Raw genomic sequence first — 12,801 nt, 5'->3', positions numbered from 1 at the left:
TATTAGTTTTAAAACATGAAAAAATACAAACAAAATTCCGAGACAAGGTGGTTGTAAAGTTAAACCTATTCATTCCCCGCATCTGTCTTTACAAATGAACGAACCAAAAGGATCCCCGATATTATTGCAATCATTATATGTATTCCCTCAAAATAAAAGGGTGTGCCAAGCCAACGCAAGCCTTCAGGTTCAAGGTAAGCCCCAAACCAATGCAGCCATTGATATTTAGGTATGAAGGTTAAAATTCCGCCTATTATGCACGGTATAATTAAATAATTAATCCCAATTTTCCCCTTAAATAGTTGTTTTAAGCCATTCCATTCCAACACAATTGCCAATAAAAAAGAATATAAAGTAAATTGAAATATATATATCTTGCTAGGTTCAACCAAATCAATTTCTGCAAGTCGCAGTTGAGTGTATGCTATTAAGCTAATTAAAGTTATTATACTAACAAAAATAAGTAGCTTTTTATACATGAATTCCCCCCCTTTCACATACTCGTCTGCAAATATTGTCTATAGAAGAAGTATATCAGATTAAACAGCACAAATATTAAAAAACAGATTAATTTTTTAATCCCATGCATAAATGAATCCAAATACAAACAAAAAAACCTTGCCACAAACGCTCTTGCAACAAGGTTATAAAATTTTATCCAAATGAACCTTCTACCCATAATTGACACATATCATATTTTTATTAACTATGTTTTAACCTACGGGGATATACATCTGTTCGCCTAGCCCACTCTTCCCAGTCTTTTTTCATTTTTTCAACCAGTTCTGGATAATCATCCTTTAAATTATGCAATTCTGTCCGATCATTATCAATATTGTAAAGTTCCCAGTCCTTTTCTTTAATTTTTGATAATTTCCATTTGCCCTGACGGATTCCGCAATGCTGTTCATGTTCATAACAAATGGTTCTGGGCTTGGAATCTTCCCCTGTGAAAGCTGGCATTAGACTTTCGCCTTCCATAGGGAGGATTCTGTTACCTTTGTGATTTTCAGGATATGGAACTCCTGTAATATCCACAAATGTAGCCATAAAGTCTATGAAGTGACCAGGGCGATGATCAATTTCTCCCTCACGCTTGATCCTCTCAGGCCAATGAGCTATTAAAGGTGTACTAATACCTCCCTCATGACCATAGTGCTTATATAGCTGAAGCGGCGTACTGCATGCGTTTGCCCAGCCTGATCCATAACTATGATAGGATTCAGGTCCCCCCATCTTTTCCAAATCACCTTTTCGATGAAGAAAATTAGAGGTGGTGATCCAGTCATCAAATCCCCATGGATCCCATTCGGCGCACGCACCATTATCTGAGCAGAAGAGAATTAGTGTGTTCTCCAATTCTCCATTTTCACGAAGATTTTCTATTACTCTCCCAATATTTTGATCCATACGATCTACCATACCGGCATAAATGGCCATTCTTTTAACCAAGTCCTTTTGCCTGTCTGGATCGATTGAATCCCATGCAGGATTGGTTCCCTGAATATCCCTGTCACGATTCCAATATTCCGCTCGAGGTGTCAACTGAGTATTCTCATCGACTACATGCAGCTTTTTCATTCTTTCCAAGCGTTCTTCGCGTATCTTATCCCAGCCTTTTTCGTACACCTTTTCATATTTTGCAATTTCTTCCTTTGGTGCTTGTAATGGAAAGTGTGGTGCATTATAAGCTAGGTAAAGGAAAAAAGGATTGTTATCTTCTTGGGAATTCTTGATAAAATCCAGTGCATGATCCGTAATCGCATCGGTCGCATAAAATTCTCCATCTTGATAACTGCGTTCAGTTCGCCCTTCAGGCAACCGAGTATATTCTTTTCTATCCCAAAAGCTTGTAAACCCTCCAAGCATCCCGTAAAAATCATCAAAGCCCCTTTCAATCGGTCCTATTTCTCCGACATGCCATTTCCCGGATAAATAGGTATGGTATCCGCCTTGTTTTAAAACCTCCGCAAGTGTAACGCATTGATCTTTTAAATGTCCCCGATATCCCGGTGTTTCCAGATCCTCTGTCATTTCCCCTACACCTGCTTGGTGCGGATATAATCCACTTAGCAACGATGCTCTGCTTGGACAGCAGCGGGCTGAATTATAAAATTGTGTGAACCGCAATCCCTCATTTGCAAGACTGTCTATATTAGGGGTATTGATTTCACTGCCAAAGCATCCCAAATCAGAAAACCCCAGATCATCCGCAAGTATCAATAATATATTAGGCTTATTATCCATTCGCCATATCCCTCCAAAATAAAATCGTTTTCCCACGTCAGCTGCCCGCGGAAAGTGTTTTTCCGCAGCGATCGCCGGATGCCAAACATGATTTAGTTACGTCACAATCTAATCCGGAGTTACCACAAAGTTGTCAAAACTACCAGCATTGTTATGGACTCGTAATCCAGCCTTGCCGTGTGTAAACGGTTGCTGAGATATATCTTCATAATCAATGATTGGCTTTTCCATATTCTCAACAAACACTTTCACGTTAGCCCCATCAACCTCGACTTTCATGTGGTGAACGTCATCAATTGACAGTTCCATAGGTACACTTGTCAGTAACTCCCATTTATAATTCTGTTTCCCTAAATAAACGCCATCCGGTTTGATAAAGGCATAGTATCCTTGAAGAAAATCACCATTACGTTGATTAAGTTCCATTCCATTAGCTGGGTTCACTCCATTTACCAAAATGCCTGCATCACCCTCAGCCTTATTCAATTGAATATCTGCAGCTACCGTATAATTTGTCCAACCGTCTTTTCCTGTCATAGCTTTAGAAAAGGTACTGTTACTTGGTGCAAAAAATCCTTCATCAACAGTCCAGTAACTCTCATACATGGTCCACTCCAATTCCATCCCCTCAGTGAAGGTATCTCGAAGTTCATTGACATTCGCATCCTCATAAAAGGTCATCGTGGAAATGCTTGCTTCCCCCTGCATTAATTCTACCTTCAAATCCTTTTTTCCCTTGGAAAGCTCAAGACCCTTAATCGTTACTGTTTTCCAATTCTGTGCTCCTTTTGTATTTGGAAGACTGATTTCTCCTGAAACATCATGATTTCCTTGCATTATTTTTAACGTTGCACCGTCTACCTCCGTTGCAATGCGTAAATCCACATTATACGTTCCGCCTGTAGCTATATTCACTTTGTACGAGAGCCATTCTCCAGATTGATTCAGCATGGCATAATAACCATCTTCACTGCTTCCCCTTATGTCCACTGGGTCAGACCGATATGATTGGTTTTCATTCCCCGCTGTTATGCCACCGTACCCAATACCTTCACCTCCGCTTTGATAATGAACAGCCTGGATGGTGCCTGGCACTGGTTTAGCGATATCCCAGATTGCACTGCCATTAACGTGGTTACTAAAGGCAATGTATCCGAAATCAGCCTTTGCATTTGCTGTTATATAACCAATTTTTCCACCATTTAATGCAGATTCAATTGTTTGTTTAAGCATCCCATCCACATAAACTTTAAACCTATCAAATGCTTTCTCTACGCGGATTTGATGAAGTTTCGTATAGTCAAATTCCGATGGTAAATCAGATTTATTCCAGTCTGATTCGGTACCGTCCTCAATAAATTTTGTCATTAACACATTATCTGTCGGGTTTAAGAACGCCACAGCATAATTTTCCTCATCCTGATAGGAAAAAACTGCACCAAATAAGGCATCATTGCTTCCCTTGTTCGTGCTTGCCATTTTCGCATGAAATTCTGCTGTATAACCAGCTGCCGTTTCTTTCTTTGTCAGTTGTTTGTACCAATCCGCCGAACCTTTCTTACTTTGACTTAAAAAACCCTTAGTTGAAATCTCCCACTTGCCTCCAATGCTGTTTTCAAAATCAGATCTTATATTTTTCTTCTTAAAGTATTCTTGAAACTCCGGCGGCTCAGGAGCTGGCTGTTCTGTGAAAGTTGGTCCTAATACTGTCAATTTGTCACCATTCCAAGCAATCCTGTCCATGTTCATATGACGTAAAGGACCGACTACCCCAGGACCCTCCAAATTATGATAAAAAATATAATCCGTATCCAGATTTGGACCTTTTACAATACTATTGTGTCCTAGGCCCACAATCGGCCCTTCGGAGTTAAGGATAATTGGATTCTGTTTAGCCGGAACATAACCCTTGATAGGATCATCGCTGACGGCATAGTTGATCCGATAACCGTCACTAAATACATGGTTACCCGTATATGTCATATAATATTTCCCATTGCGTTTAAAGATGGTAGATCCTTCTGTCCAGCCTTTCATATAGGCACCTGTTTTTACACTGGTGCCTATTGTTACGGGATCACTCATTGGTGCCACCTCAATTCCGGACGCTCCCGCATGGGAAAAATACATGGAACCATCATCATCAATAAACACATTGCCATCAATGGATTTGCCAAAATTGTCTGTTACTACTTTGAACGGCCCCGTTGGACTCTCACTTTTTAAAACGTAATGACCATTACCTGCTGGTGAGGTATACATATAGAAATAACCGTTCCAGTAAATCACTTCTGGTGCATAAGCTGCTTTTGTTTCAGGTTCCTCTGTGCAAAGTCCTTCATACTTCCAATCTATTAAATTAGCAGAACTCCACACTTTCACACCAACATCCGTGTCCCTCGTACTAACATATAAATAGTACATTCCATTATATTTAAATACATAAGGGTCACCTAATCCGTAATCTTCCCACTCATCGTTTAATGTCATTGGATTTTTATAACTTGATTTGCTCGATTCGGTTTCATCCATTTTATTACACGAGCCTAAAACGAGTATCATGATGAAAGTAGTGACAAATGCAACTAATATACGCATATATCTTCCCTCCATGAACTGCAAAATAATAGAGGAATGCACAATTTTGACTGGCCCCCCCTACTATTAAACGATTTTAACAGTTAATTTCCTTAATCTTTTCCATGGCAATTTTCGGTGTCCGATCTTCTTTGAGCAGGCCATTAACTTCCTGCTGCACATCCGTAATTTGTGTATAGACATAGCCGCTAATATACGGTATCGCTTTGATCGCATCCGTAATATTGCGATAACGATTCAAGAACTCTTCTTCCTTATTGACCTGATTGCCATAGCCCCATCCGCTTTCATGTTTAAAGGCAATTCCACCGTACTCTGTAATGATGACGGGCTGACCTTTATACGAATATCCGTCGGCAAACGCATATTTATGTTTGTTATGAGGAATTTCATTGTTTACAATTAATTCTTTTTCCTTATAACGATTGTAAAATTTCTCGCCAAACTCTTCGTAATCATGAAGGGCTATGATGTCAGAAATCGTGTGCTCCCAACCATCGTTTACAATAACCGGCCTTGCTGGATCAATCGATTTAGTTAGATAATAAATAGATTCTGTGAATGTTTGTTGTTTCCGGTCCTTGGCAATGTTCGGAATTCCCCACGACTCGTTAAATGGTACCCACGTAATAATGGAAGGATGGTTATAATGCTGTTGAATGACATCCAGCCACTCTTTCGTAAAATTTTCCACTGCCTCATCATTAAACTCATAAGTAGCTGCCATTTCAGACCAGACAAGCAGGCCTTTTTTGTCAGCCCAATATAGAAAACGCTCATCCTCAATTTTTTGATGTTTACGAACACCATTAAAGCCCATTGCCAGAACCTTATCTATATCCTCAATTATTGCCTCATCAGATGGGGGAGTCAGTAGCGTATCCGGCCAATACCCTTGATCTAACGCCAACTTTTGGTAAATAGGTTTATTATTCAACAGCACCTGTCCGTCCTTAATCGAAATTTTACGCATTCCGAAATATGACTGTACTTCATCAACTGCTTTTCCATTCTTCAACAAGCGAAAGGTAACATCGTATAAATTCGGGTTTTCCGGTGTCCAGTGCATTACTTTCCAGCGATATAAATCGGAGAAAAGGTCAATCTCGAAGCTCATAGTTGATCGTTCAGGCTGAAAACTAAACTCCCTAACCTTTTGCCCATTAAAGCTAATAATTGTCTCCAGTTTATAACTATCATTTAGTGGGCCAGATAGTCTATAATCAAATCCAACAGAATGCGTATCGATGTTTGGCGTGGTTTTGACCCGGTCGATGTTTGTTTCATTGACAAATTCCAGCCAAACTGTTTGCCATATCCCCGTACTTTGTACATACCAGCATTCAAAATTTTTATCTTTCCATCGCTGTTTTCCACGCGGCTGATAACAGCTTTGGCTATCTTCTACCTTAACAACTAGTTTGTTTTCGGTTTCCCATTCAATTACATCTGTAAGATCAAAGGAGAAAGCCGCATTCCCTCCTGTATGCTCACCGATAAACATTCCATTTACCCATACTTTTGTTAGATAGTCTGATGCTTGAAACCGAAGAATAACCTTCTTACCTGCCTCATGCTCGGGAATTGCAAACGAACGGTGATACCAGACATATGGGTGGAACTTTTCTTCCCCAATTCCACTCGCTTTTGATTCGTAGGTGAAAGGTACTTGTATTTCTTTTGAAAACATTGGATTAACAAACCATTGTTTTTTCTCCCCGGAGTTTTGATCATCAAATGCAAATTGCCATTTACCATTTAAATTCACCCATGAATCCCGTTGAAATTGCGGGTGAGGGTATTCTGTACGTTGATGCACTGTGAACTCTTTCTCTGCAGCTTTCATTTCCATACTCTCTCTCCTTTTGTTATCCTTTAATTCCAGTAAAGCTAATTCCTTTTACGATTTGTTTTTCAAAAATCAAAAAGACGATAATGACAGGTATTGATGCTACTGCATTTGCTGTCATCGGTAATACATATGCTTGGCTGTAGGCTGAATTAAATACCGGAAGCCCTACCGGCAATGTATACAAAGTTTCTGACAAAATAGATAAATATGGCCAGAGGAAGTTATTCCAGGACCCAATAAATGTAAAGATACCGATTGCCGCCAATGCTGGTTTCGCAAGTGGTAAAACAATTTTGTAAAATAATTTAAAATTGGAACAGCCATCCATAACAGCACTTTCAATAACCTCTCTAGGTACCCCGTCAAAAAAACTTTTCAAGATAATCACACCTAATGGTGAAGCGATCATCGGCAAAATCAGACCCGCATAGCTATCAATCAGACCCATATTCTTTACTATTTCGTATAATGGAATAATCGTTGCTTCACCAGGTATCATTAAGCCTAATAAGAAAAAAACAAAGATTGTCTTTTTAAATCGAAATTTCATTTGGGATAGTGCGAACGCTGCCAGGGATGTAATGAATAACGTTAAAATTGTTGTAATTAGCCCGACAATCAGACTATTCCATACCCACCTAAGAATCAGGGTGTCAGCAATTATGTTGGTATAATTTTCAAACGTATATGGCGGCAGAAACCAATCTAATGGGTTAGTTGTCGAAAATCCATCAGGTTTTATGGAAACAAAAAGCATCCAAATAATTGGAACCAAAAACAAAATAGCTATGATGACCCCAAACGATATTTTCAAACCATGCTGCGGATCACGATTCCGCTGCAATAAAACGGTTTTTCTGCTGCTTGAGTTAGATTTCCCCATAATTTACCTCTCCTCCGTTCTCTGTGCTTTTAATTGGATGATAGAGAGTATTAATAGAATAAAGAATAACGCGTAAGACATGGTTGCAGCATAACCCAAATTATTTTGTCTGAACCCTACCTCATAAATGTATTGAATCAATGGTCTTGTTGCTCCCCCTGGTCCGCCGCCAGTAATGAGAAGAATTTGCGCAAATACCTTGTAGGATGCGAGTATTTGCAATAACACAATTACTCTTCCTATTGGCATCAGCTGTGGCAATGTAATGTGACGAAACTGCTCCCAGCGAGAGGCACCATCAATTTCACTAGCTTCATATAATGATTCAGGTATATCCTGCAGCGCGGCCAGGAATAGTACCATGTTAAATCCAACTGTCCACCATAATGTAACAACAACAATGGTTATCCATGCGAGCACTTTATCCGTCAGCCAATACAGTTCCGTTTCAATTCCAATGCTATGCAGGACTGTATTAACAAATCCACTATACGGCTGAAGCATAAAGATAACGACAAAAGAAATAACCGCAACTGATAGAATACTCGGCAGGAAGTAGGCACTTCTTAAAAAGGTTTGCAATTTTGTTCGCATATTTGCAAATAAAGCTAACCCTAACGCAAGAAAAACCATGGTCGGTGTCGTCAAAATAACAAATAATGTCGTATTCCATAATGTGTGCCAAAAGTGTGGATCCGTAAACATTTCTTGATAATTTTCCAGACCAACGAAATCCAGTTTACGAACCAGTGACCAATCATATAAACTCATCTCTAACCCTTTGAATATGGGGAAAATGGTAAAGATTACATATGCTATAAAAAAGGGCAGCAGAAACGGAATTGCCTTCATATCTCTTAGCCATGACTTTTTGTTCATTCATAAGCCCCTTTCTCTCAGAAAATCTTGGCTTGTGGCGTGCAGTAAAACGGAAAGCTCCTAAACAAGTTCAGGAGCTTTTTTTTTACAATTATCCTCCTATAAGATCCTTCACTTCTTTTTCTATTGCTTTAAATGCTTCCTCTGGTGAAACCTCATCTGTCCATATCATGTCAAGATTACGCATCACGATGTCCCTCAAACCTCTAGAATAAATGTTTCGATCCTCAAAATTTACATATTCTGCAACTTGTGCATAATCACTTCGATATGGAAGCTCCTTAAATTCCTCAGAGTTGACAACCGTTTCTTTAGCGGGAACGTGTCCAGCTTTGGCCCAAATCGCACCTTCATCTGTAGCAAATTCCATAAATTCAAGTGCTGCCTTCTGTATTTCTGGATCGGCATCCTCATAGTAAGGGATTACAAATGTATGCGAATTCCCCCATGCACCCTTTTGATCAAAAATATTTGGAACCGGCATTGCTGTAAATTCCAAATCATCGGTCGTTTCCCAAATTCCCGTCGCCCAAACACCAGTCGAAATAGTGGCAGCATTTTGCGATTGGAATTCAGAATAAAAATCTTGTAAATTCAACGGAATTACCTTGTCCTCATAATAAAGACTTTTTAAATATTCTGCCGCCTTGATCGCTTTATCTAGATCAAGTGCATATTCCGGATTTTCCAAGTCATCGGTAAGTATATGTTCACCGCCTAATTGCGTGTAGAAAGTCCACCATAGACGGTAAGTATCTAAACCAGCTGTAGAAAACGCCATTGGATATTTATTTTCGGGCAGCTTTTTCTTCAGCGATGTTAGAAAGTTCCTGAATCCCTCGGGTGTTTCTTCCATTTTCAGCGTCCCATCATCCTTCAATAGCCCCGCATCCTTGACAAGTTTATTATTGTAATAAAAAATCTGGGCATGGGTGTCAATTGGTACGGCGTAATGTTTATCATCGTAAATCGTTGCCTCCAGAATGTTCGGCGTGTATTCATCCCAACTAACATCAACATCTTTCGCTAAAGGATCCAGGTCCTGTAATAGACCCTGATTTACAAGCTCAGGCAGAACGTGTATATGAGAAATTGCTAAATCTGGACCCTTGCCTGATGCGATACTAGTAAGCAGTTTTGTGTAATATTCCTCGTATTCCTGTTGGATATTATTTATAAAAATATCCGACTGGCTTTCGTTGAACTTATCCACTATTTCCTGCATATACTCCGCGTCACCGCCACCAAAAAGGTTCCACATTACTACTTCTGTAGCTCCTTCTGGTATTTCAACATCACTTCCTTTTCCTCCAGTTTTATCATCTGAACAAGCAGCGAGAACAAATGAAGCCAATACCAATCCCAACAATACAGTAAGCCACTTTTTCACCATTCATTCCTCCCTTTTCATTTAATACAAATTTTCTGTATTAAACTTATTTTTTTGTTTCTTTCATTAAAGAATACGCTTACATTTCTAGATTGTCAATATTAATTTTAAAAATTGTGATTTATTTTATTTTTTAAAGTATATAAAAAAGCTATCCAACCTTGGATAGCTTTTTAGTCTCCTGTCCTATTCGGAAAATTCTACTTTAAGTTTTATATCTTGTTCATAATCCCCAAATAGTTTACCGAACAGATTGATTCCGCCTTTATGGATTGCATCTTCTTTAATCCCAATCCTCAAAGATAAATAATTTCTAACTAAAATATTTAAGTCATTCACAGTGACGTCAGATAGATGGACATCATCAATAGTAGCCTCTTTGTTTGTTACTTTCCACGTCTTCAATTTTCCATATTGTGTACTGGTCTGCTCCGCCCAATATCCCGGGTTTAACTTCCCAGGACGATCACCAAAGTCTCCCGGGCTCGTCCATGTCCCTATATCAACTTCATTAACCCAGACGGTGATATCAGAGGGCCAGTTTGGATCATGATTCGGTGCTTCTGAACATATCTCAGCCGAAAACTCCACCTTATTTACATTTACTGATGAAGGTATTACAAGCGGAAATTTATATTCAAAATATCCTTTTCTGGTCCAAATTATCTGTGCACGAGAACGTACCGGATTAAAAAAGTGGACCGGTTCATCCTCTGGTATAAGATAATCTTTCTCATCTGCCATCCCACAGGTAGGAGCAACATCAAAATCAACATATTGGCCAATCGGCATATCCAAATTAAAAACTTGACAATCACTGGTATGACCTTGATTTCCTTTTAATTGAATATGGATATCATCGAAGTTCCGTGTACAAACCTTCATTGCCCCTCTGCTTGCAGGGCGCAGCTCCGTAAGAATAAGACCCGATTCCTCCAATACTTTAACATGGGATGCAGCAGTTGATATAGGTATTTCTAATGTAGTAGCTAATTGATGAATGTTCATATTGCCTTTATTTAAGAGATTAATCATGTTCAGCCGCACATCGGATGACAATGCATGGGCAACTTTCTGCAAATCATTTAATTTATTTATTGATAACTCCAGCACAGTAATTCCTCCCCATTACCACTCTTTTTACTCATATTTTATGTTTATTTATCTAATATAAACAAAAAAATGGTAAATATCCATCTTTTTTAATTATCTTAGTTAAATTACCATTAGTTTTATGGAATAATCAGCTCCACATATCCTATTTAATCCAGAATGTCATCTACAGAAGATAAATAAGGAGTTGAATCGGCGATATATTTTATTACAGGGCTACTTATGAAAAAGGAGATAGAACGTCTACTTGTTATCTGAACACGGAAATAGATGATGGCATTATGGAAATGTTGTTCAGATTTAGACGATTACTGTGTGAACTAAAAAACCCTTGCCACAACATTGTCATGGCAAGGGGTGTAATGTCTTATCCAATTGAACCTTCCATTTCAAACTTAATCAGGCGGTTCATTTCAACTGCATATTCCATTGGAAGCTCTTTTGTAAATGGCTCGATGAAGCCCATTACAATCATCTCAGTTGCTTCCTGTTCGCTGATTCCTCTACTCATCAAATAGAATAACTGCTCTTCGGAAACTTTTGATACTTTCGCTTCGTGTTCCAATGAAATATTTTCATTGTTAATTTCATTATATGGAATCGTATCTGAAGTAGATTCATTATCCATAATTAATGTGTCACACTCGACATTTGCCCGAGCTCCATCTGCTTTACGACCAAAGTGAACAAGTCCACGGTAGTTAACTTTACCACCATGTTTAGAAATGGATTTCGATACTATCGTTGATGATGTGTTAGGTGCTAAATGATGCATTTTTGCGCCGGCATCTTGACATTGTCCGCGACCAGCAATCGCAATTGATAGTGTGTTACCACGAGCACCTTCACCTCTTAGAAGAACTGCAGGATACTTCATGGTTAACTTGGATCCAATGTTTCCATCAATCCATTCCATCGTTGCATTTGCATCACATGTTGCCCGTTTGGTAACAAGGTTATAAACGTTATTTGCCCAGTTTTGAATAGTTGTATAGCGGCAGTATGCATCTTTATGAACAAAGATCTCAACTACTGCACTATGCAATGAATTTGTTGTGTAAACTGGTGCAGTACATCCTTCAACATAATGGACAGATGCGCCTTCATCCACAATAATCAGTGTCCGTTCAAATTGTCCCATGTTTTCCGAATTGATTCGGAAATATGCTTGTAATGGTGTTGTAGTCTTTACACCTTTTGGAACATAGATGAAAGATCCACCAGACCATACTGCTGAGTTTAACGCAGCAAACTTATTATCTGATGCAGGGATAACTTTTCCGAAGTATTCCTTGAATAATTCTTCATTCTCTTTCAAAGCTGTATCTGTATCTTTAAAGACAATTCCTTCTTTTTCCAAATCCTCTTTCAAGCTATGATACACAACTTCTGATTCATATTGCGCTGAAACCCCAGCCAAATATTTTTGTTCAGCTTCCGGAATTCCTAGTTTATCAAAAGTCTGTTTGATTTCATCAGGAACTTCATCCCATGTTTTCCCCTGACGTTCTGACGGTTTAACATAGTAGATGATTTCATCAAAGTTCAATTCAGAAAGATCTCCGCCCCATTGCGGCATTGGCTTGCTATAAAATTGATCCAATGCTTTTAAACGGTAATCAAGCATCCACTGAGGCTCATCTTTAATTTTTGAAATCTCTTTTACCACATTTGGTGTTAATCCTTTTTCTGTACGAAAAATGGAAACGTCCTTATCATGAAAACCATATTTATATTCTTCTATTTCAGGTGCTTTTTTCGCCACGTAAAAAACCTCCTTTAGGTGTTTGTAACTCAAGTTTCATTAAAATGACCATTGGCTACTTATTCTGTCTGGCA

Annotated in this window: 9 protein-coding genes; all 9 read right to left on the bottom strand. The window is 38.8% G+C overall.

Going from position 1 to position 12,801, the window contains the following annotated elements; all coding sequences use genetic code 11:
* Positions 1-65: 65 nt before the first annotated feature.
* The 9 genes from CFK37_RS12055 to sufB all read right to left on the bottom strand — a co-directional run bounded on the left by CFK37_RS12055 (position 66) and on the right by sufB (position 12,727).
* Positions 66-479, bottom strand: a complete 414-nt coding sequence (locus tag CFK37_RS12055) for a hypothetical protein (RefSeq protein ID WP_089062087.1) — start codon at positions 477-479, stop codon at positions 66-68.
* A 223-nt stretch (positions 480-702) separates the two neighbouring features.
* Complete coding sequence (locus tag CFK37_RS12050) at positions 703-2,247, bottom strand: arylsulfatase (RefSeq protein ID WP_089062086.1); 1,545 nt, start codon at positions 2,245-2,247, stop codon at positions 703-705.
* Positions 2,248-2,355: 108 nt separating this feature from the next.
* Complete coding sequence (locus tag CFK37_RS12045) at positions 2,356-4,845, bottom strand: family 43 glycosylhydrolase (protein ID WP_172840499.1); 2,490 nt, start codon at positions 4,843-4,845, stop codon at positions 2,356-2,358.
* Positions 4,846-4,921: 76 nt separating this feature from the next.
* Complete coding sequence (locus tag CFK37_RS12040; protein ID WP_245837218.1) at positions 4,922-6,697, bottom strand: glycoside hydrolase family 2 protein; 1,776 nt, start codon at positions 6,695-6,697, stop codon at positions 4,922-4,924.
* 16 nt (positions 6,698-6,713) lie between these two features.
* Positions 6,714-7,580, bottom strand: a complete 867-nt coding sequence (locus tag CFK37_RS12035) for a carbohydrate ABC transporter permease (RefSeq protein WP_089062084.1) — start codon at positions 7,578-7,580, stop codon at positions 6,714-6,716.
* Between the two features lie 3 nt (positions 7,581-7,583).
* A complete protein-coding gene (locus tag CFK37_RS12030; protein ID WP_089062083.1) occupies positions 7,584-8,459 on the bottom strand; it encodes a carbohydrate ABC transporter permease in 876 nt (291 codons plus the stop codon).
* 91 nt (positions 8,460-8,550) lie between these two features.
* On the bottom strand, positions 8,551-9,852 hold the full coding sequence (locus CFK37_RS12025; protein ID WP_089062082.1) for an ABC transporter substrate-binding protein: 1,302 nt from the start codon (positions 9,850-9,852) through the stop codon (positions 8,551-8,553).
* Positions 9,853-10,035: 183 nt separating this feature from the next.
* A complete protein-coding gene (locus CFK37_RS12020; RefSeq protein WP_089062081.1) occupies positions 10,036-10,962 on the bottom strand; it encodes an ArsR/SmtB family transcription factor in 927 nt (308 codons plus the stop codon).
* 367 nt (positions 10,963-11,329) lie between these two features.
* A complete protein-coding gene (sufB, locus tag CFK37_RS12015; RefSeq protein ID WP_089062080.1) occupies positions 11,330-12,727 on the bottom strand; it encodes a Fe-S cluster assembly protein SufB in 1,398 nt (465 codons plus the stop codon).
* Between the last annotated feature and the right edge of the window lie 74 nt (positions 12,728-12,801).

Source organism: Virgibacillus phasianinus, from assembly GCF_002216775.1.
Taxonomy (GTDB): Bacteria; Bacillota; Bacilli; order Bacillales; family Amphibacillaceae; genus Virgibacillus_F; species Virgibacillus_F phasianinus.
The sequence above is the reverse complement of the archived record's forward strand: the minus strand, read 5'-3'. Positions and strand labels throughout refer to the sequence as shown.

What these genes read in the sequence shown, in the direction of transcription:
- CFK37_RS12035 (WP_089062084.1), bottom strand. Translation starts at nt 7,580, where the DNA reads ATGGGGAAATCTAACTCAAGCAGCAGAAAAACCGTTTTATTGCAGCGG.
- CFK37_RS12050 (WP_089062086.1), bottom strand. Translation starts at nt 2,247, where the DNA reads ATGGATAATAAGCCTAATATATTATTGATACTTGCGGATGATCTGGGG.
- CFK37_RS12045 (WP_172840499.1), bottom strand. Translation starts at nt 4,845, where the DNA reads ATGCGTATATTAGTTGCATTTGTCACTACTTTCATCATGATACTCGTT.
- CFK37_RS12040 (WP_245837218.1), bottom strand. Translation starts at nt 6,697, where the DNA reads ATGGAAATGAAAGCTGCAGAGAAAGAGTTCACAGTGCATCAACGTACA.
- CFK37_RS12055 (WP_089062087.1), bottom strand. Translation starts at nt 479, where the DNA reads ATGTATAAAAAGCTACTTATTTTTGTTAGTATAATAACTTTAATTAGC.
- CFK37_RS12025 (WP_089062082.1), bottom strand. Translation starts at nt 9,852, where the DNA reads ATGGTGAAAAAGTGGCTTACTGTATTGTTGGGATTGGTATTGGCTTCA.
- CFK37_RS12030 (WP_089062083.1), bottom strand. Translation starts at nt 8,459, where the DNA reads ATGAACAAAAAGTCATGGCTAAGAGATATGAAGGCAATTCCGTTTCTG.